16 protein-coding genes are annotated in these 20973 nt (G+C 70.6%); 9 read left to right on the top strand and 7 right to left on the bottom strand.

What is annotated here, in order from left to right; all coding sequences use genetic code 11:
* Positions 1 to 547: 547 nt before the first annotated feature.
* From AB0M95_RS37350 to AB0M95_RS37340, 3 genes are all read left to right on the top strand, one after another.
* Complete coding sequence (locus tag AB0M95_RS37350) at positions 548 to 4537, top strand: ThuA domain-containing protein (RefSeq protein ID WP_363775370.1); 3990 nt, start codon at positions 548 to 550, stop codon at positions 4535 to 4537.
* Positions 4538 to 4673: 136 nt separating this feature from the next.
* Positions 4674 to 6338 carry a hypothetical protein gene (locus AB0M95_RS37345; RefSeq protein ID WP_363775367.1) on the top strand — a complete coding sequence of 555 codons (1665 nt, stop codon included), beginning with the start codon at positions 4674 to 4676 and terminating at the stop codon, positions 6336 to 6338.
* Positions 6339 to 6888: 550 nt separating this feature from the next.
* Positions 6889 to 8238 carry a DUF1996 domain-containing protein gene (locus AB0M95_RS37340; RefSeq protein ID WP_363775364.1) on the top strand — a complete coding sequence of 450 codons (1350 nt, stop codon included), beginning with the start codon at positions 6889 to 6891 and terminating at the stop codon, positions 8236 to 8238.
* 244 nt (positions 8239 to 8482) lie between these two features.
* Here the strand turns inward: AB0M95_RS37340 and AB0M95_RS37335 are convergent, their stop codons facing one another.
* The 5 genes from AB0M95_RS37335 to AB0M95_RS37315 all read right to left on the bottom strand — a co-directional run bounded on the left by AB0M95_RS37335 (position 8483) and on the right by AB0M95_RS37315 (position 13014).
* Entirely contained in the window at positions 8483 to 9229 is a 747-nt protein-coding gene (locus AB0M95_RS37335; RefSeq protein WP_363775360.1) for a class I SAM-dependent methyltransferase, read from the bottom strand.
* Positions 9230 to 9246: 17 nt separating this feature from the next.
* Positions 9247 to 9567, bottom strand: a complete 321-nt coding sequence (locus AB0M95_RS37330; RefSeq protein ID WP_363775357.1) for a hypothetical protein — start codon at positions 9565 to 9567, stop codon at positions 9247 to 9249.
* Between the two features lie 721 nt (positions 9568 to 10288).
* On the bottom strand, positions 10289 to 10876 hold the full coding sequence (locus tag AB0M95_RS37325; RefSeq protein WP_363775354.1) for a GNAT family N-acetyltransferase: 588 nt from the start codon (positions 10874 to 10876) through the stop codon (positions 10289 to 10291).
* Positions 10873 to 12345: an APC family permease gene (locus AB0M95_RS37320; RefSeq protein ID WP_363775351.1), complete on the bottom strand. Its 1473-nt coding sequence runs from the start codon at positions 12343 to 12345 to the stop codon at positions 10873 to 10875. Before AB0M95_RS37320 ends, AB0M95_RS37325 begins: the two co-directional genes overlap by 4 nt.
* Before the next feature lie 27 nt (positions 12346 to 12372).
* The gene (locus AB0M95_RS37315) at positions 12373 to 13014 is read right to left on the bottom strand and encodes a GPP34 family phosphoprotein (protein ID WP_363775349.1); all 642 of its coding nucleotides are present in this window, start codon (positions 13012 to 13014) and stop codon (positions 12373 to 12375) included.
* A gap of 310 nt (positions 13015 to 13324) precedes the next feature.
* On the opposite strand from AB0M95_RS37315, the gene AB0M95_RS37310 reads away from it, so the two are divergent.
* Together AB0M95_RS37310 and AB0M95_RS37305 are read left to right on the top strand one after the other, a co-directional pair.
* A complete protein-coding gene (locus AB0M95_RS37310; protein WP_363775346.1) occupies positions 13325 to 14125 on the top strand; it encodes an SAM-dependent methyltransferase in 801 nt (266 codons plus the stop codon).
* Between the two features lie 245 nt (positions 14126 to 14370).
* Positions 14371 to 14718 (top strand): hypothetical protein, encoded by a 348-nt coding sequence (locus AB0M95_RS37305; protein WP_363775343.1) that lies wholly within the window; start codon positions 14371 to 14373, stop codon positions 14716 to 14718.
* Here AB0M95_RS37305 and AB0M95_RS37300 read toward each other — a convergent pair.
* A complete protein-coding gene (locus AB0M95_RS37300; RefSeq protein WP_363775340.1) occupies positions 14694 to 15302 on the bottom strand; it encodes a helix-turn-helix domain-containing protein in 609 nt (202 codons plus the stop codon). The two genes, AB0M95_RS37305 and AB0M95_RS37300, sit on opposite strands and share 25 nt — an antisense overlap.
* A 358-nt stretch (positions 15303 to 15660) precedes the next feature.
* On the opposite strand from AB0M95_RS37300, the gene AB0M95_RS37295 reads away from it, so the two are divergent.
* Entirely contained in the window at positions 15661 to 16221 is a 561-nt protein-coding gene (locus AB0M95_RS37295) for a hypothetical protein (RefSeq protein ID WP_363775337.1), read from the top strand.
* A 561-nt stretch (positions 16222 to 16782) separates the two neighbouring features.
* Here AB0M95_RS37295 and AB0M95_RS37290 read toward each other — a convergent pair.
* Positions 16783 to 17202: a DUF6069 family protein gene (locus AB0M95_RS37290; protein ID WP_363775334.1), complete on the bottom strand. Its 420-nt coding sequence runs from the start codon at positions 17200 to 17202 to the stop codon at positions 16783 to 16785.
* Positions 17203 to 17377: 175 nt separating this feature from the next.
* Here AB0M95_RS37290 and AB0M95_RS37285 point away from each other — a divergent pair, with 175 nt between their 5' ends.
* From AB0M95_RS37285 to AB0M95_RS37275, 3 genes are all read left to right on the top strand, one after another.
* Positions 17378 to 18607, top strand: coding sequence for a histidine kinase (locus AB0M95_RS37285; protein WP_363775331.1), 1230 nt, complete (start codon positions 17378 to 17380; stop codon positions 18605 to 18607).
* Complete coding sequence (locus tag AB0M95_RS37280) at positions 18547 to 19266, top strand: response regulator transcription factor (RefSeq protein WP_363775328.1); 720 nt, start codon at positions 18547 to 18549, stop codon at positions 19264 to 19266. Before AB0M95_RS37285 ends, AB0M95_RS37280 begins: the two co-directional genes overlap by 61 nt.
* Positions 19267 to 19609: 343 nt before the next feature.
* Positions 19610 to 20973: carbohydrate-binding protein (locus AB0M95_RS37275; RefSeq protein WP_363775325.1), on the top strand; the 1364-nt coding region annotated here is incomplete at its 3' end.

Raw genomic sequence — 20973 nt, 5'->3', positions numbered from 1 at the left:
AAGTTTAACCCAAACTCGCAGAAGTTTCTTGCACATCTGGATGAAGTGCCGCGTGAGTGCTACGGTGATCCACAGCGCGCAGAACTGGATGTATTCGGGCAAAACTGGTCAGATGTCATCCCCGTGAGGGACATCCCGGCGGCACTCAGTGGCCGTGAGCTCCGCCGACACCCCCTGCACCGCACGACTGGACCCACGACCCCGTCACCCAACCCCCCGCACCCCCCGCAATCTCCGCGCACCACGTCGTCTCCGCGCCCGCCAGGCGGTGGCCGGCCCGGCGACGACCCGATTCGAGGACGGCGCAGCCCCCCGGCATGCCCGGGAACGCCGACGGCACCTCGAACGACCCGGCATGGTCCGCGACCACATGAGGGATGTCGCGGCACGGCCGCCTGCGCGAAAACCGATCGACGCCCGCGAGCAGGAGATCGCCGGGCCGCCGTCACGCCTGCCATCGGCATGCCCGGACATCACCGCGGCCCACCACGGAGCGCATCCACGAGGTGCCGCTCACCCAACCCCCCCGACCCCGAAGGAGCGAACGATGAGGCGAAGAGACCTCTTCGTACGACCCCGGCCACCCGCCTTGCGCCGCGCACTGATCATGGTGTCGAGCGCCGCCCTGACGCTGGGGCTGGCGACGCCGATCGCCGTGCAGGCCCAGGCCGCCTCCGGCGACAAGGAGCCGGACCGCGACGCCTCGGTCAAGGTGCTCGTCTTCCACGGCCCGGCCGCCCAGCAGGACGACCCCGTCCAGAAGGCCACGACGGCGGTCAAGGAGCTGGGAAGGAAGAACGGCTTCTCCGTCGACGTGTCGGAGAACCCGGCGGTCTTCACCGCCGACAACCTGGAGCGCTACCGCGGCGTGGTGTTCCTGTCGGCCAAGGGCGCGACGCTGAACGACGGCCAGGAGGCCGCCTTCCGCGCGTACATCAGGGACGGCGGCGGGTTCGTCGGCGTCCACGACGCCGCGCGCGCCCAGCAGGACTCGTCCTGGTTCACCGAGCTGATCGGCAGCCGCCCCGCCGGAAGTCTCCCCAACCCCGAGAAGGTGGTGGAGGTAGCGGTCAGCGCGGAGAACCCGCCGAACGAGGGCAAGGACAAGCTCGTCGACGGGAAGAACGAGACCAAGTGGCTCACCTTCTCGCCGACCGGGTGGGCCCAGGTGAAGCTGGAGAAGCCGCTCGCGCTGGCCCACTACGCGCTGACGTCGGCCAACGACTTCCCCGGCCGCGATCCGAAGGACTGGACGCTCAAGGGCTCGCAGGACGGCAATACCTGGACCGACCTGGACAAGCGGACCGGAGAGACCTTCCCTCAGCGCTTCCAGACCAAGGAATACAAGTTCACCAACACCATGGTGTACCAGTACTACCGGCTCGACATCACGGCGAACAGCGGTGAGCCCCTGACCCAGCTCGCCGAGCTGCGGCTGTTCGGCCCCGAGGCCGGGCCTCCGCCGGAGAGCAAGGTCCAGCAGGCCACCGTCGACGTCACCGACCGTCAGCACCCGGCGAACAAGGGCCTGCCGCTGACCTGGACGCGGTCCGACAAGTGGATGAACTGGGCCCCCAGCCCGCTGGGCAAGGTCCACACGGTCGCGCAGGTCGAGGAGCGGACCTACACCCCCGGGCTGAACGGCAACGGCGCCTTCCACCCGATCTCGTGGTGCCGCGACTACGACGGCGGCCGGACGTTCTACACCGGAATGGGCGGCACCGAGGCCAGCTACACCACCGACACGCAGTTCCAGGGCCACCTGAACGGCGCCATCAAGTGGGCGACCGGTCTGGTCCGCGGTGACTGCCAGGCCACCATCGGGTCCAACTACACGATCGAGCGGCTGACCGCGCAGAACAAGTCGGGCCAGCTCGACCAGATCGGCGAACCGCACGGCCTGACCGTCGCCCCCGACGGCAAGGTGTTCTACGTCGGCAAGGCGGCCTGCCCGACCGGGGCCGTGGTCAACTGGAACGACCCCAAGGTCGGCCTCGGCTGCGGCACCATCCACCAGTGGGACCCGAAGACCAAGCAGCCCAAGCTGCTCACCACCCTGGCCGTCATGGGCAACCGCGGCAGCGGCGACGAGCTGGTGAAGAACGAGGAAGGCCTCCTCGGCATCGCGCTCGACCCCAAGTGGGAGCAGAACGGCTGGTTCTACGTCTACTGGATGCCGCACGAGTCGATCGACAGGGACAAGCGGATCGGCCAGCGGACGGTCTCGCGGTTCACCTACGACTTCGCGACACAGTCGATCGACCAGAAGACCCGCAAGGACCTGCTGCACTGGGACACCCAGATCCACAGCTGCTGCCACGCGGGCGGAGGAATGACGTTCGACAAGGACGGCAACCTCTACATCGGCTCGGGTGACAGCAACTCCTCCGGCGGCTCCGACGGGTACTCCGGCAACAACTGGACGCAGGACTACAAGGGCGTCTCGTTCCAGGACGCCCGCCGCACCGCCGGCAACACCAACGACCTCAACGGCAAGATCATCCGTATCCACCCCGAGGCCGACGGCACGTACACGATCCCCAAGGGCAACCTGTTCACCGGGAAGGAAGAGGGCGGCGGCAAGACCCGCCCGGAGATCTACGTCATGGGCGTCCGCAACATCGCGCGGCTCGCCTGGGACAAGGTGAACAACTGGCTGACCACCGGATGGGTCGGCCCGGACGCCGGCGGCCCTAGCGAGACCTGGGGCCCGGCGAAGTACGAGACCGCGACCATCATCACCTCCGCGGGCAACCAGGGCTGGCCGTACTGCATGGGCAACAGGCAGCCCTACCGCGACCGCAGCAACACCGACGCCACCCAGCCCACCGGCTGGTACGACTGCGACCACCTGAAGAACACCTCGCCGCGCAACACCGGCCTCGTCGACATCCCGCCGGCCCGCGACAACATGATCTGGTACTCGCCCCAGGGCGGCGGCCCCGTCTACCCCAAGCGCGCCGACGGCAGCGGCCTGCCGACGTACAAGGCGGGCGACGAGATCCTCACCCAGCCCTACCTCAAGGGCGGCGGCCAGGCGGTCATGTCCGGGCCGACCTACCACCGCTCGCAGGTCGACACGGCCGGCGGGGTCGCCTGGCCGGCGTACTGGGACGGCAAGTGGTTCCTCGGCGACGAGTCCAACGCCAACAACCGCGTCGCGGTCACCGTCGACCCGAAGGGCGTCAAGGACCAGGCGCCTCCGGCCTTCGGCGAGGACCTGCGCGCCATCATCCGCTCCGGCGGCGGCGCGAACCAGCTCCAGTCGTGGATGGACGCCAAGTTCGGCCCGGACGGCGCCCTGTACATGCTCGACTACGCGGGCGGTTTCTTCACCCTGCACGCGAACCAGAAGCTGATCCGCGTCACCTACAAGGGCGGCCCGGCGACGCCGAACCCGAGCGACGCCGCGGTGCGGGCCGTCCGGCAGAGCACGCCGAAGACGGTGCTGTTCTCCAGCACCAAGGCCGGCGGTGTGGCGTGGGAGTGGAACTTCGGTGACGGCAGCAAGCCGGCGCGGGAGGCGAACCCGACGCACACCTACGCGAACTACGGCACCTACAAGGCGACGCTGAAGGTGACCTACGCCGACGGCGAGGTGGCCACCGGGCAGATCGAGGTCACGGTCGGGTGCGCGGCGCCCGACGCCCGGGCGAAGGTCTGGCTGCTGGACACCGACACCGGCGTGGCCAACCGCGCGGCCGGCGGCGGGTGCACCATCAACGACCTGATCGACGACGAGCGTGACTGGAAGAACCACGGCCAGTTCGTGAGCCACCTCAACGACGTGGTGAACGAGTTCCGCAAGGACGGCGTCATCGACAACGCCGAGGCCTCCACGCTCAAGAAGGCGGCGGCCCAGTCCGACATCGGCAAGACCAACGGGTACGAGACCATCTTCGACGGCACGGCGCGGTCCTTCCAGGGCTGGTCACAGGCCCCGTCCGGACGGTTCGACCTGCAGCGGGACGGGACCATCCGCAGCGCCGGCGGCCTCGGAATGCTGTGGTACTCCGACAAGGCCTACGCCGACTTCTCCCTGCGGCTGCAGTTCCGCGACGTCGCGCCCGACGGGTTCCGCGCCAACAGCGGCGTGTTCACGCGGTTCCCCGACCCGAGGACCCCGCTGGACCGGCGTCCCACCGGAAGCTGCGGCACGACCGGGTCGGCCCGTACCTCCTCCGCGTGGGTGGCGATCTACTGCGGCCAGGAGATCCAGATCTACGACGGGGAGACGGGCGAGCCGCAGAAGACGGGCTCGGTCTACAACTTCTCGTCCAACGGCCTGGACAAGGCGGGGGTGACCCCGAAGGGCCAGTGGAACGACTACGAGGTCCGGGTGGTCGGCCAGCACTACACGATCACCCGTAACGGCGTGGTGATCAACCAGTTCGACAACACGCCCGGCAAGGAGTCGTCCCGCAAGGGCGACCCGTCCACGGACCTGCGCCAGTTCATCAGCGGGTTCATCGGGTTGCAGAACCACAGCGACAACGACCTGATCGAGTTCCGCAACATCCGGGTGCGCGAGCTGTAGGGACACCCGAGGCCGGTGCCGGGCCGGGGAGCGTTCCCCGGCCCGGCACCCCCGGCCCGAACGCGCCCCTCGCCGGCACACGCGCAGATTGTTAGAGGTGCAACGACCCATGCATGTCCGAAAACTTCCCGCCCTCGTGATCAGCACGTTAAGGCGGGCCTTCAAAGCCCCGGCCGCGGCGCGACGTGTCGCCGTGGTGCTGGTGGCCCTGACGCTTCCGGCGCTGTGGCTCTGGTCGGTCGAGGCCGCCGCGCAGACCCAGAGCGCGCGGACCCAGAGCGCTCAGCCAGGCCTGGCGGCGGCGCAGGTGCTCACCTGGACCGCCGACGACAGCATGACCAAGTACAAGTCCACGCCGGCCACCGCGACGGCCGGGCCCGCGACGATCGTCTTCGAGAACAGCGCGGCGACCGGCAACACCACCGGGATGACGCACACCCTGACCTTCGACGTCTCCACCCCCGGCTACAACCACGACGTCACCCTCAACATCATCGCCAGCCCCTTCGACGCCGGCGGAGGACGGCACGAGGTCCAGGTGAACCTCACTCCCGGCAAGTACCGCTTCTTCTGCGCGATCCCCGGCCACCAGATGGTCGGCGAACTCGTGGTCACAGACGGCGGCCCCACGGACACCACCCCGCCGCAGGTGTCGGCGGCGGTCTCGGGCGACAAGGACGCCAACGGCAACTACGTCGGCTCGGCCACCGTGACCGTCTCGGCGAGCGACACCGAGTCCGGCGTCGACAAGGTGGAGTACTCGCTGGACAACGCGGCGTTCGCGGCGTACTCGGCTCCCGTCTCGGTGAACCAGACCGGCGCGCACACCGTGAAGTACCGCGCCACCGACAAGGCGGGCAACACCTCCCCCGTCGGCACGGTGACGTTCACCGTCGTCGCTCCGCAGGAGAAGGACACCACCCCGCCGCAGGTCTCGGCGACGGTCTCGGGAGACAAGAACCCCGACGGCACCTACGTCGGCTCGGCCACCGTGACCGTCACGGCGAGCGACACCGAGTCCGGCGTCGACAAGATCGAGTACTCCCTCGACGGGCAGCCGTACGCGGTGTACACGAGCCCGCTGGTCGCCGCCCAGCCGGGCGCGCACACCGTGAGCTACCGCGCCACCGACAAGGCGGGCAACACCTCGGCCGTCGGTACGGTGACGTTCACCGTGGTCGCTCCGCAGGAGAAGGACACCACCCCGCCGCAGGTCTCGGCGACGGTGACGGGAGACAAGAACCCCGACGGCACCTACGTCGGGTCCGCCACCGTGACGATCTCGGCGAGCGACACCCAGTCCGGGGTGGACAAGGTGGAGTACTCGCTGGACGACGCGGCGTTCGCGGCGTACTCGGCTCCGGTGTCGGTGAACAAGACGGGCGCGCACACGGTCAAGTACCGTGCCACCGACAAGGCGGGCAACACCTCCCCCGTCGGCTCGGTGACGTTCACCGTGGTCGCCCCCGACCAGAAGGACACCACCCCGCCGCAGGTGTCGGCCCAGCTCACCGGTAACCAGGACTGGGCCTGGAACTACGTGGGCTCCGCCACGGTGACCATCTCCGCCACCGACGCCGACTCCGGGGTCGCCACGGTGGAGTACTCCCTCGACGGGCAGCCGTACGCGGTGTACACGAGCCCGGTGGTCGCCGCCCAGCCGGGCGCGCACACCGTGAGCTACCGGGCCACCGACAAGGCGGGCAACACCTCGGCCGTCGGCACGGCGACGTTCACGGTCGTCAAGGCCACCCCGGACTGCCCGAAGCCGGGCAAGGGCCACGGCTGCAAGGACCGCTGAACCTGGTAGGCCGGTGAACCCGGTGTACCGGTGAATGGGCCCGGCGGGCGGGCGACCTCGGACATTCGGCGAACCGAGGTCGCCCGCCCGTCGGCATGCGGCGGAGTACGTGACGACCTGGCCTTTCCGGCGCGGCGGGGCCTCACCTCGATCGGTCCTCCGCGGGTCTGGACGACCTGACGGGTTCGTACGGTCCGGATCCGTGTGGGGCGAACGGATTGGAGAGCGCTCTCCCATCTGAGCCTGCCCGCGGGGGCGCACGGCGTCAAGGGCGCTTCCGTACACATCGGAAACCCGCTGCTCAGAGCGAATGGATCCCACGCAGATGGGGGCACCGGGACGGGCCCGCGCCGAGGGGGAAGCGCCGGCCGTCTCGTCGCGCCGGGAGGCCCGGACGGGCCGCGTGCGCGCGTATCGGGAACGTGAACCCCGTGTTTCGCGTCGAGGTCATCACCCCTTGACAACGCTCGACCGGAACACTCAAGCTCGTTTGGAGAGCGCTCTCCTTAGGTCGTCGTCCGCGGCGATACCCCCCACCACAGGAGAGATCATGCAACCGTCCCGAAGTCCGTCCATGCTGCGCCTGGGCCTGATCGCGTCCACGCTGGTCGCCATGGTCGCGGCGAGCCTGGCCCTCATCGGCCCCGTGAGCGCGGTGGACTCCCTGCTCTCCCAGGGCAGGCCCGCCAGCGCCTCCTCCGTCGAGGGAGGCGGATACAGCCCGGGTGCCGCCGTCGACGGCGACCCCGGAACCCGCTGGTCCAGCGCAGCCGCCGACCCGCAGTGGCTCCAGGTCGACCTCGGCGGCACGGCGACGATCTCCCAGGTCGTCCTCTCCTGGGAGGGCGCGTACGGCAAAGCCTTCAAGATCCAGACCTCGGCGGACGGCTCCTCCTGGGCCGACGTGTACTCGACCACGACCGGCGGCGGAGGCACCCAGACCCTCAACGTCAGCGGGACCGGCCGATACGTCCGCATGTTCGGCACCGCCCGTGGCACCGGCTACGGCTACTCGCTCTGGGAGTTCAAGGTGTACGGCAGCGGCGGCTCCGGCACCACCCCGCGGCCGAAGCCGACCTTCACCGACGAGGTGACCCACCACGAGTTCCAGGCGAACTGCTCGTGGACGGCGAACAAGCCGGACGACCCGATCGTGTACCCCGGCATGCCGGGCGCCTCGCACATGCACACCTTCGTCGGCAACACCACGACCAACGCCGGCAGCACGCTGTCGTCCCTGCTCGCCGGCGGCACCTCGTGCACCAACCCGCACGACAAGTCGGCCTACTGGTTCCCGAGCTTCTACAAGGGCGACCAGCTCATCCAGCCGGTCGGCGACCAGGTCATCTACTACAAGTCCGGCATCCTGGAGTACTGGCGCGTCGTGCCCTTCCCGCAGGGGCTGCGCTACGTCGCCGGCAGCACGACCGCGACGCAGGACCAGTTCCGTACCGCGCCGGGCGCCGTCGAGGGCTTCGAGTGCGGGAACGTCTCCAATGTCTGGGACATCCCGGCCTCGTGCGCGGCGGGCACCCAGGTGAACGTCCGCTACCAGGCCCCGAGCTGCTGGGACGGCGTCCACCTCGACAGCGCCGACCACAAGAGCCACATGGCCTACCCCGCCGGCGGCTACTGCCCGTCGAGCCACCCCGTGGCCGTACCGATGCTGGAGTTCAAGATCGCCTTCCCCGCGGACGGTGACCTGTCGCAGGCGCGGCTGGCCAGCGGGCGCGGCTACAGCTGGCACTACGACTTCTTCAACGCCTGGGACAATCCCGCCATCCTCGACGCGCTGGTGACCCACTGCATCAACGGTGGCCTCCAGTGCAACCCCCGCGGCTACGACCTGTACAAGCCGCACCGGGGAGCCGCCCTGACCGAGAACTACGAACTTCCCTGACGCCGCACCGGCCGCCCGGCCCCGGTCACCGGGGCCGGGCCCACGACGCTCATCCGCCGAGGGCCGGTGGGTACACGATGGCGGGGAGGAAGAAGAATCCCGCGGGCGCGACGGCGCCAGGATTCAGGGAAGGAGCCCGACGGCGAGCCGCAAGGTAGCGGTGAGGTAGGGCAGGGAATGGCGCTCACCGGCGAGCCGCGCGGGGACAGGCGGCGTGCCGCCCGGCCCCGCGCGGATCTGACGATCAGCGCTTCATCAGTGCGAAGACTCCCCAGCCGAGATACTCACGCATGTAGCGCGCGTAGCGTGCGGGCTCGGTGCTGAGCTCGGCCCGTACCTCGGGCGCCAGTTCGTCGTCCGGGTTCCGGTCGAGCCAGCGGCGGAGGTTGAGCCACTGTGCCGCGCAGTACCGGTCCCAGCTGTCCTGGTCGGCCAGCATCATTTCCACGACGTCGTACCCGAGGTCCCCGAACTGCTCGATCAGCTCGGGCAGCGGCAGGAAGTCGGCCATGCTGGTGGCGTGGCAGGCCTTCGCGGCCTCCTGGTCCGGCGGAGTCCGACGCCAGTAGGGCTCGCCGATCAGCATCAGGCCTCCGGGGCGGAGGCTGCGGCTGAGCAGCTCGGTTGTTCCGGCGACGCCGTCGCCGATCCAGGTGGCGCCGACGCAGGCGGCGAGATCGACCGGCTCGTCCGCGACGTGACCGGAGGCGTCGCCGTGGACGAACTCGACCCGGTCGGCGACGCCGAGCTCGATGGCGCGGGCCTGGGCCTGCTCGGTGAAGACCGTGCTGATGTCCACGCCCGTGCCCGTGAAGCCCAGGTCGCGTGCCCAGGTGCACAGCATCTCGCCCGAGCCGCTGGCCAGGTCGAGCACTCGTGTCCCGGGGGCCAGGTGAAGTGCCTGGCCCAGGACGGCGAGCTTGTCGGCGGTCAGCGGGTTGTGGATGCGGTGGCTGCTCTCGCGGATGGTGAAGATGCGGGGAAGGTCCATGACCAAATTCCTTTCCGTCATGCCTTGCGGTGGGAAGAGCGGTTGATGGCGCGTCGCAGGCGCGCGATGTCCTTCTTGGGCCGTTCTCGCTCGGCGCGCAGCAGCCGGCGGTAGCCGTCCAGGCGCCGCCGGGTGAGGCGACCGGACTCGACGGCTGCCAGAACGGCACAGCCCGGCTCGGTGGTGTGGGCGCAGTCGGCGAAGCGGCAGCCCCCGGCCGGCTCGATGATCTCGGCGAAGGACCGGTCGCGTTCCTCGTCCCAGCCGTAGTCGGCCGGAGTCAGGACGCGCGCAGGAGAGAAGAAGGCAGGTTGCTGATGAGCAGGTTGATGAAACAACGCGGAGACCCTTAGGAAGGGGCCCCTCCGGACGGCACGTGCGACCAAGAACTCCCGCTAGGAGAGAGGCAGGTGCGGGTCAGGACGAGGCCCGGGAAGTGAGGATGATCCGGGCACTGCGCACGGCAGCGGTCTCCACGACAGTCATCAACTCACCTCCTTCGATCTCCGCAGCAGACCCAGTCGCCACTGCGACCCCTAGAGTAACACGGCCTCTGGCGTCGCCGGGCCGCCTGCCTGTCACCGGCCACTGATGCCGGTGACAGCGCACGCCGTGACCTCAGCGAGGATCCGAGGGCTTGACGCGCTCTCCGGCATGAATGCCGAAGATTCAGCCTGTGCCGCGCGTGCGGCACTTCTGCGGCTTCCTGCTTCACCGACCTGCGCCACCGAAGCGGTCTTACCGGGTCTCCACAGGCTTTCGAACCCAAGGGCTCCGTTCCCGCCCGTCCGGCGGTACCTGACGCGAGCAGGCCAACAGACGCCGATCCGCCTTGGCGGTGGATCGGCTTTCCCTGCCCCGCTACACGGGACAGTCCGCTTCACCCCCGCCTGAAGGCGGAAGAATCCGGTAGCCGCTCACACTGTGCCGACTCCGCTCCTGCCTTGCGGCTCGCCGTGGCTTCGGGAGTCCCGGGCCGTCCCCGGCGTCGCGGCCGGTCATCGACCGGGCCAGGGCGATCGCCCCGGCCGTGCGCGAGGCGATCGCCAAGGAGAACGGCTAGCGGGAGGCCGGTGCGCGCCACATCGGGTACATGACCGGGCCGTCGGGTAGTTCGAGGAGTTCGGGCATGTCCACGTAGCCGTGGCGCAGGTAGAGGCGGCGGCTGGCCTCGCTGCTGGCCTCCAGGTAGGCGGGCATTGCTTCGGCGTCGAGCCGGCGGTGGTGCTCCTCCAGCAGCAGGCTGCCGAGGCCGCGCCCGGTCCGTCCCAGTTCCAGGGCGATGAACGCCAGGTAGTGGTGCGGCTCGTGCGGGTGGAGCTTCTCCATCTGCCGGCCGAGGATGGCGTAGCGCCCCGCGTGCTCTCTGGCGAAGGAGGCGATCGCCTCTTCCTCGCCGGGGATCTCGGGGAACGGCGCGGTGAGCCAGACCGCGACCCCGGCGAGCTCCCCGGACTCGTGGATCCCGTAGACGTGGCCGTGCTCCAGCGCGTGCGCGGTGTACATCGTGAAGAACCGCCGCTGGATCGGCACCCGCCGCTCGGGCGGCGGGATGAGCCAGCTGCTGATCGCGTCGTGGCCGAACGTGCCGGCGATGATCTCGCCGGCCGCGGCTGCGTCCGTCATGAGGGTGATCTCGGCCGTCACTTGGAGCCTCCGCCGATGGCCTGCGCGCCGAGGCCGATGTTGGCGTACACCTCGGGCCTGGTCGCCCGCAGCACGCGTCCCCACACGAGGCCGAAGGCGATCGCGACGACGAAGATGCCCGGCAGGATCCAGCGGATGGCCGAGTCGGGCGCGACGTTGAGGACCGTGTCGAAGTTGATCAGCGTCATCCCGATGATCACGCAGAGCGCGAGGATCGCCAGCGCCGGGGCGATGCGCGTGCGCCACGCCGTCTCCCCCGAGGGGTTGCGGGAGAAGAACACGATCACCGAGATCGAGGTGATGGTGAGCAGGGTCAGCAGCCCGAGGCCGCCGAACGCCCCGAAGGTGAAGAACAGCTTGGTCACCGGGTCGAGGCCGGAGACCGCGTAGACGGTGATCACGATCAGCCCGAGCACCGTCTGCAGGATCGATCCGGCCATCGGGGCGGCGGTGCGCACCGAGGTGCGCCCGAACACCGAGGGGAGCACGTTCTCGCGGCCGAGGGCGAAGATGTAGCGGGCCGTGGTGTTGTGGAAGGCGATCATGCAGGCGATGCTGCTGGTCACGAACAGGACCGAGCCGATCGTCGAGACGGTGGAGCCCAGGTGGGTGGCCGCCTGGTTGAAGATGAGCGTGGGCCCCTGCTGGGCGGCCGCCTTGACGATCCCGTCCGGTCCGGTCGGCACGGTCAGGGCCCAGGCCGACACCGCGTACAGGACCGCGATGATCGTGATCCCCAGGTAGGTCGCGACAGGAACGGTCCGGTTGCGGTCCTTGGACTCCTCGGCGAACACGACCGACGACTCGATCCCGGCGAAGCCCGCGACGACGGTGGCCAGCGCGGCGCCCACGCCGGGCACGAACAGCGACCCCGGGGTGAAGCCCGAGAAGTCGATGCCGCCCGGGGCGGCGTTGAACAGGTCACCGATGTCGAAGACCAGGACGACGGCGATCTCGCTGACCAGCAGGACCGAGAGGATCTTGCCGTTGACGTCCACCCGCAGCAGGCCGAGCAGCCCGGTCAGCGCCCACGCCGCCAGCGCGATCACCCACCACGCGGGCGAGCCGCCGAACCAGTCCCGCAGCAACGGCTCGACGGCCGATCCGATGATGCCGTACAGACCCAGTTGCAGCGCGTTGTAGGCCAGCAGCGCCACCCACGCGGTGGCCACCCCCTGCGTCCGGCCGAGTCCCTGGGCGGCGTAGGCGTAGAAGGCGCCCGCGTTCACGACGTGCCTGGCCATCGTCACGTACCCGACGGCGAAGAGCGCGAAGACCGCGCCCAGCAGCAGGAACGCGAACGGCACGCCGATCACGCCCGTCACCGCGTACGCCGTCGGGACCGAGCCCGCGACGACCATCAGCGGCGCGGCCGCGGAGATGACGAAGAACACGACCGAAGGGACACCGAGCCGGTCCTTGGCCAGTGCGGCGGAGACGGCGCTGGACCGTTGCTCTGTGAGGGACATCCGGAACTCCGAGAGAATGGGGGTGGATCACCGACGGCTGATGACGGCTTGGCCGACGGCAACCTCGGTCTGGACGATGAGTTTCTGCAGTGGTGCGGGAAGCATGGCGTGCGTGGTGGCCGCGAACGCCGGGTCGTGCTCCCACATGACCCGCTGGGCGCCGCCGGTGGCGGCGAACAGCCCGTAAAGGACGCGGTCCCTGAGCACGGGCGGCTCGCGCCGCTGGACGGCGAGGTTGAGCCGGGCCAGCGGCCAGGCGGCGACGTTCGGGTCCACGGGGGCCGGCGGCTGCTGTTTCAGCAGGTTCCGCGTCGGCGGCCTGAGCAGTTCCGCGGCGATCATCCTGGCGGTGACGTCGGCGTAGACCGTGCGGGCGAAGAACAGGAGCCAGGTGTCGACCGGGTGCTGTGGCTCGGCGAGGACGTGGTCGAGCACGTTCTGCGTGACCGGGTCGCCGGTGGTGCCGCGGAAGGTCGCGTACAGGCGTTCCCGGCCCGGCACGGTGTCCAGGGTGACGCGCTCGGCGAGCATCAGCTCACCGAGGACGGCGCCCGCCAGTGCCAGGCTCGCGAGACGGACATGCAGTCGCGGACGCCCGCTCCCATTGTCGTGCATGACGAAGAACAGGTCGTCGGCCAGCGACGGGCTCGTGTGATCACCCTCAGCCACGAGCGGTGATGATATAGGCGATTAGTTAAATCTGTCATCGATGAATGATCGGCTCGCTATAGGAACAACCGGATCCTCCAGCCACAGTGGGCAGATATGCACTGAAGCGTTCCCCTTCCGGTTTAAACCCATATGCCCGATTTAGGGGAACGCTGCCGGCTCGCGGACAGCTGACGCGGCCCCGGATCTCTGAACGAACGTCCCCCGGCACTTGGAGTCCCGGTCCGGGCTGGAATGATCAAACCTGTCCATGTGCCGCCGGCGCCCGCGCGCCGGCGGCGTCCCGACCTCCACGACGAAGAGTTCTCCCATGACAGACGAACGGACCCCCGCGGCCATCGACACCACCACCCCGCACTCGGCCAGGGTGTGGAACTACTGGCTGGGCGGCAAGGACAACTACGAGGTCGACCGGGAGGTCGGCGAGCAGGTCCGCCGGGTGTACCCGGGGATCGTGGACGTCGCCCGCCACTCGCGGGCCTTCCTGGGCCGGGCGGTGCGCCACCTCGCCGGCGAGGCCGGGATCACCCAGTTCCTGGACCTCGGCACCGGGCTGCCCACGGTCGACAACACCCACGAGGTCGCCCAGCGGGTCAACCCCGCGTGCAAGATCGTCTACGTGGACAACGACCCGCTGGTGCTGGTCCACGCCCGCGCGCTGCTGACCAGCACGCGCGAGGGGGTGTGCGACTACGTCGACGCCGACGTCCGCGACCCCGCGCACATCCTCCGGGAGGCCGCCCGCACCCTGGACTTCGACCGGCCGATCGCGCTGATGATGCTGGGCATCCTCGGCAACGTCTGGGACGACGCCGAGGCGCGTGAGGTGCGCGACCATCTGGTGGCGGCGCTGGCGCCGGGCAGCCACCTGGTCCTGGAGGACGGCACCAACGCCGTCGACCCCGAGGCCGCCGCCGAGGCCGAGAAGACCCGCGCCGAGGCGGGCGACCCGTACAAGCTGCGCACCCCCCAGCAGATCGCCTCCTACTTCGAGGGCCTGCGCCTGCTGGAGCCGGGCGTGGTGTCGGTGTCGCGCTGGCGCCCGGAGCAGACCCGCTGGGGCGTGCCCGACGAGGTCACGGCCTTCTGCGGCGTCGCCGTCAAACCTTAGACCGGCGCCGCTGCCGGCGTCGGCTCCTCGACGAAAGGCAAGGCTGAGCGTTACCCGGACTTCCAGAGGCCACCAGAGGGCATCGAGAAGAATCACAAAACGGACGGCATCAAAATGGCGCCGTAAATACGAAGAGAATCGGGAATTGCCGGCTGATATGACCCGATGGCCGAGCGTCGCGGTCGTCGGGGCCCTCTACGGCGACCGCGTTGCGCCGGCACGGCCCGTCCCGTCAGCTGGCGACGTTGCCGGCCACGGTCGTCTACCTGGAGGGCAAGTCGGTCGATGACTGCCTGGACCTGCTGGATCTGCTGATGACCACCGAACTGATCGGCAAAGCTGAGAGCGCCACCGACAAGGAGCGGGCCCGCCGGCACCCCAAGCCGGCCCGGCATTCGGCCACGCCGGCGGCCGCGATGGAGACGCTGCTGGAGGTCACCGAGGCCGACCGTCATGCCAGGTCAGCCAGAACGGCTGTGAGGAAAATACCACCGCCGCGCCGTGGGATCCGGCCGGCAATCGCCGGCAGGGGCTCGACCGCTTCATTCCTGAGCGGAGGCCTGCGGTTTCAGGCTCCCGCCGGTCCGCTGTAGTCGGTGGCGGCATAAACCTTCAGGAGCCTCTCGACTCCGCGCAGGAACGTCTCGCAGATCAGCACCGGGTCGAACAGACAGCCGGCGGCCATGGCGCCGTCGCGCATCATCACGAAGTGGCGGGCGGCGGGCTCGGCGCCGGTCTCGTGGATCTTGGCCAGCAGTTCCGTGACGGTTTCCAGGAACCATCGGCGGTGGGCGAGTACGGCCTTGTGCACCGGGGACTCGGGGTCGGGATACTCGGCGGCAGCGTTGAGGAAGGCGCATCCCCGGAAGCCGGGGGACTGGATGCTTTGGGTGATGGACTTGCTGAGGGCCCGGATGGTGCCGGCGGCCGGTAGTCCGGCGGCGACGGCCTCGTCCGCCTGACCCCGCATGGCCCGGTCGACCTCGTTCAGGCAGGCGAGGACAAGGTCTTCCTTGCCGGGGAAGTGCCGGTAGAGGGTGGCCCGCGTCACCTGCGCTTCGGCGACGATGCGATCGATGCCGACGGCGTGGATGCCCTCCGCGTAGAAGAGCCGGGTGGCCGTGTCGAGCAGCCGGGACCGTGCTTCGGACGGCCGGCCTTCGGATTCGCTACGCACGAGACCATCCTAGTAGGTAGAACGTTCGGTCTTGACAGTTTGCACCGTAGATTGCAGGCTATGCGAGGTAGAACGTTCTGTCTTGCCGGAGAGTTGTTCCAGTGGCTTGTCGTCTTTACGTACGCACCGCCCCGCTGTTCATCGGTACGGCCGTGGTCGCCGCGGTCGGCCTGTCGGCGGCGGGTCCGGCGTCCGCGGCACGGAGGACCTCGGACTTTCCGTCCTTCGTGAAGCCGGCCCGGATTTCCGCCGAGCATCTGCCGCGACCATGGCCGTCAGCAGCGCCCGTGCGCCGGGAGTGCCTTCCCGGAACGAGCGAGGCGGTCTCCTCGTCACTCAAACTCCGAGAAGGATCATCATGAGCTCCATCGCTGCTTCGCCCGGCATTTCCGGGACCGCGTCCGCACTGCGGCGGCTGTACTTCGTCCGGTTCGCGTTCGCCATCGTCTGGGCCCTCGCGATGTTCACGACCGCCTCGAACCTGGGTCCGCTCGCGGTCACCCTGCTCGTGCTCTACCCGCTGTTCGACGTGGCCGCCGCCGTCATCGACGCCCGCGCGTCGCGCGCCACCGGATCACCTGCCCTGCTGTACGTCAACATCGCGGTCAGCCTGATCACCGCCATCGGCGTGGCCATCGCCTGCGCGTCCGGCATCCCGGCTGTGCTGCGCGTGTGGGGCGCCTGGGCAATCGTGGCCGGGCTGGTCCAGCTGATCGTGGGCGTCACCCGCCGCAAGATGGGCGGCCAGTGGCCGCTGATCATCAGCGGCGCCATCTCGGTACTCGCCGGCGCGTCGTTCATCCTTGGTGCCTCCGCGGCCAACCCGGCGCTGACCAACGCGGCCGGCTACGCCATCCCTGGCGGCATCTTCTTCCTCATCTCGGCCTTTCGCCTCGGCCGCGCCGCGAAGGGAAACTGACATGGACGGCAACACTTTCGAAGCACTGTCCGCCCCCGTGAACGGCACCCCATGATCGCCCGGCAGCAACGGCGGAAATCATATGGGTCTAGCCTGCGGTTCCATGGCGCCCTAGCAGGTCAGGGCGGCTCGACGCACCGTTGCGGGTCCGCGTCAGACACGAGAATGCCGCATTCGATGCGAACCGAGGGGTCTTCGCGGTGAGGATCCGCCGGGAAGGCTGAACACCAGGACGTCGGCATCGTCCAGACGGAGCCGGAACGGAATGTCACGCCAAGCCGCTCCCGTCCAGCTCACTAACGCGACTTTTCGTTCGCATGCTCGTCAACCCCCCTTCTACGGCCTGCGCGACGGGGGTCTGGACGGCTCGGGCCGTCCCCCGGGCCCCCTGGCGGTGCTCCCGGGCACGACGCACTATGACATCATCTCCAGCGCGAGCAGGCCGGGGACGGCTATGACGGCCCGAGGTCCCACCTCATCTCGCCGACCGGCACGACGCCCCGCCGTCGGCCGAGGTCGTGGGCAAGGTCGTGGGCGCCGGCATCGCCGGCGCGGTCCCCGTCACGGGCGGCGGGCCGAGCCGCCCAGACCGGGAATGAGGATCGCCCCGACGATCAGGTGCAGAGCGGCCAGCGTCACCAGGGCGGCGGTGCCGGTGGCGCCGAGCGGGCCGGCCAGCGACAGGACGAGCACCGCGACGGCGATGATCGTCCAGGCGCGGCGCGGGCGGGCGAGGAGCCGCTCCAGCGCCGCCAGCAGCGCCCAGGCCGCCAGCCCGGCCCCCAGGGCCGCCGCGGCGACCGCGCCGGCCCCGACGGGCTGGACGGCGCCGCCCAGCCGGACGTCCAACGCGATCCCGCCGACCGGGACCGCCAGCGTCCACAGCGCCAGGGCCGCGGCCGCCGCCCCGGCCACGCTGGAGGCCCGCCGGACGGCCTGGCCCCGGGACGAGGCGGACGCGGATGTGATCTCACCGGACATGTCGCTCTCCTTCGGATGTCGCCTGACGGGGACGTCCCCCGCTCGCCGCCAAGCCTCGCCGCCGGGGCGGGCGGGAGGCATCGGGCGGGAGGCGGCGGCGCACCCCGCCGCGGTAGGGCCGGGCACCGACTTTGGTAGGTGCCCTCACGGCCGGGCCCGGAGCTACCCTGACCGGGTGATCGGCGAGTTGTTCTGCGAACCCGGGGCAGGGCCGCGGCGCGTCCCGGCCACGGCCGTGGCGGCGATGATCGCCGCGACCGGGGCGCTGGCCGCGCTCACGGTCTGGGGGCGCATCGGCGCCGCCGGCGGCCTGCTCGGCCTGGACGTGGCGGCGGGGGCGCTGGCGTGCGCGCTGTCGCCGGTGCTGCTGTGGCGGCCGGTCGAGGGGACGCTGGGGCTGTCGGTCCTGGCGGCGCTGTCGCCCGCGGCCACCCCGGCGGCCACGCTGGGCGCGCTGCGGGTCGCCCAGTGGCGGCGCTTCCCCGTCGCGGCCGCGGTCTCGGCGGCCGGGATCGCCGCGCACGCGGCCCAGGGGGCGTGGCGGCCGAGCGGGGGCATCTCGCCGGGCTGGTGGCTGGCCCTGGTGACCGTCGCCTACGGGGCGCTCGCCGGCTGGGGCGCGCTGGCCCAGGCGCGGCGCGCGCTGGTCACCTCGCTGCGCGAGCGGGCCCGCCGCGCCGAGGCCGAGCAGGGCCGCCGGGTGGCCGAGGCCCGTATGCTGGAACGCACGCGGATCGCCCGCGAGATGCACGACGTGCTGGCCCACCGCCTGTCACTGCTGGCCACCTACGCCGGGGCGCTTGAGTACCGGCCCGACTCCCCGCCCGAGCGGCTGTCGCAGGCCGCGGGAGTGATCCGCGCCGGCGTCCACGAGGCGCTGGAGGAACTGCGCGACGTGATCGGCCTGCTGCGCGACGACGACCACGACCGGAACGGGGACGGGACCGGGGAGGCGGACGGCGCGCGGCCGCAGCCCGTCCTGGCCGACCTGCCCCGCCTGGTGGAGGAGTCCCGGCAGGCGGGCGAGCACGTGCGGCTGCGCGAGCGGGTGGCCGAGCCGGGCTCCCTGCCCGCCGCCACCGGCCGCACCGCCTACCGGGTCGTGCAGGAGGGGCTGACCAACGCGCGCAAGCACGCCGCGGGCCGTCCCGTCGAGGTGGTCCTGGAGGGACGGCCGGGCGCCCATCTGGTGATCGACATCCGCAACCCGCTGGCCGGCGGCCCGCCGATCGCGCCCGGCGCCGGCACCGGCCTGGTGGGGCTCACCGAGCGGGTGCACCTGGCGGGCGGGCGGCTGGACCACGAGACGACCGCCGGGGAGTTCCGCCTGCGCGCCTGGCTGCCATGGCCGGCGACAGGACCGGCGACGGGACCGGCGACGGGGCCATCCGCGGGGCCGGCGTGAGCCGCCCGCTGCGCGTGCTGCTGGTGGACGACGACGCGCTGGTGCGGGCCGGGCTGGCGATGATGCTGGACGGCGTCCCCGGCGACCCGGCCATCGCCGTGGTGGGCGAGGTCGCCGACGGCGAGGGAGTGCTCGCGGCCGCCGACGCGCACGCCCCCGCCGTGGTGCTCATGGACGTCCGGATGCCCCGCGTGGACGGCATCGCGGCCACCCGCCTGCTGCGGCGGCGCGCCGACCCGCCCGAGGTGATCGTGCTGACCACCTTCGACACCGACGAGAACATCCTGCGCGCGCTGCGCGCCGGCGCGAGCGGCTTCCTGCTCAAGGACACCCCTCCGGCCCAGATCGTGGACGCGGTCCGCCGGGTCGCCGCCGGGGACCCCATCCTGTCGCCGCGGATCACCCGCCGCCTGATGGACCGCACCGCCGCGCAGGCCGGCGCCTACCAGCGGGCCCGCGAGGCGATGGCCGGGCTGACCCCGCGCGAGCGGGAGGTGGTGCTGGCCGTGGCCCGGGGCGCGACCAACGCCGAGATCGCCGCGGAGCTGTTCATGAGCGTGGCCACGGTCAAGGCCCACGTGTCCAGCGTCCTGACCAAGCTCGCCCTGGGCAACCGCACGCAGATCGCCCTGCTGGCCCACGACGCGGGCCTGGCCTGACCGGGACCCACGACCTGGCCGGGACCGGGCGGGCGTCCCGCCGGGCCCTTGCGGGCGCCGAGGGGTAAGGCTACAATCCGGGATTATTAGGAAAGTTTCCTAATGAAAAGGGAGGTACAGGGACGTCACCTGCCCTTTCGCCTCCAGTGAGGCCACTCCTCGCACACCCCTCACAGAGGGGGCCTCGCCCGCCTCACCCCGGCCGGCGCCACGCCCACGCCATCCCGCGGCGCGTACCGGCCGGCGGCCGTGCGATCCCGGCCCGCAGCCGTCCCACCACGCGGCACGGCCACGGCCGAGCCCTCGGCACACTCCACACCCCCCACCCCCCTGGAAGTGTCACGTGAGATTCCGCGTCCTGTTCCTCGCGGCCCTGGCCGTCCTGGCCGCCCTGACGACCGCCCTGGGCACCCCAGCGCTCGCCGGCGCCACCGCCGCGCAGCACTCCAGCTCCGCGGCCCGCGCGCTGGCCGCCGCCCCCTGGGCCCCGAACACCGCCTACGCCACCGGCGCCCACGTCACCTACAACGGCGTCGAATACGAGTGCGTGCAAGGCCACACCTCGCTGGTCGGCTGGGAGCCCGACATCGTCCCGGCCCTGTGGAAGCCGGTCACCGGCGGCGGCACCGACACCACGCCGCCCTCGGTGCCCGCGAACCTGCGCGTCACCGCCACCACCTCCAGCAGCGTCTCGCTGGCCTGGGATGCCTCCACCGACAACGTCGGTGTGACCGGCTACGAGGTGTACCGCGGCACCACCCTGGTCACCACGGCCACCGGCACCACCTACACCGACTCCGGCCTGGCCGCCTCCACCACCTACAGCTACACCGTGCGCGCCCGCGACGGCGCCGGCAACCGCTCGGCCGCCGGCGCCGCGGTCACCGCCACCACCCAGGGCGGCACCGGCGCCCCCGGCCAGCCCGGCACCGTCACCGCCACCCCCTCCAGCAACAGCATCGCGCTGAGCTGGGGCGCCTCCGGCGGCACGGTCACCGGCTACCGCGTCTACGAGGGCGCCACACAGCAGGCACAGGTCTCCGGCACCAGCGCCACCATCTCGGGCCTCGGCACCTGCCAGACCCACACCTACACCGTCAAGGCCTACAACGCCTCCGGCGAATCGGTCGGCCGTGACGTCACCGCAACCACCACCGGCTGCACCAACCCCGGCAAGATGGCCGGTGCGCCGTACCTGTACATGGGGTGGGGTAACCCGCCGAACCCGGGCACGGTGATGGACGCGACGGGTATCAGGTCGTTCACGATGGCGTTCATCCTGTCCAGTGGTGGTTGTAATGCCGCGTGGGACGGTCAGCGCGGGCTGACCGGTGGCGCCGATCAGCAGGCGATCAACACGATCAAGTCCAAGGGCGGCAGCGTTCAGGTGTCGTTCGGTGGGTGGAGTGGTAACAAGCTCGGCCCGAACTGCTCCTCGGCTGAGGCCTACGCGAACGCGGTGCAGTCGGTGATCAACGCGGTCGGGCCGGCGGTGGTGGACTTCGACATCGAGAACACCGACGAGTTCGAGAACTACGCCGTTCAGGACCGTATCCTGAACGCGTTGAAGATCGTGAAGCAGAACAACCCGGGCGTGAAGGTCGTGGTGACGTTCGGCACCCTGGTCTCGGGGCCGAACTACCACGGCACGCGGCTGATCAACCAGTCGCGGGCGTTGAACGTGCCGATCGACAACTACACGATCAT

It is taken from the genome of Sphaerisporangium sp. NPDC051017 (assembly GCF_040683095.1).
Classification (GTDB): Bacteria; Actinomycetota; Actinomycetes; order Streptosporangiales; family Streptosporangiaceae; genus Sphaerisporangium.
Note: the sequence above shows the minus strand (reverse complement) of the source record. Positions and strands in the feature narration are given on the sequence as shown.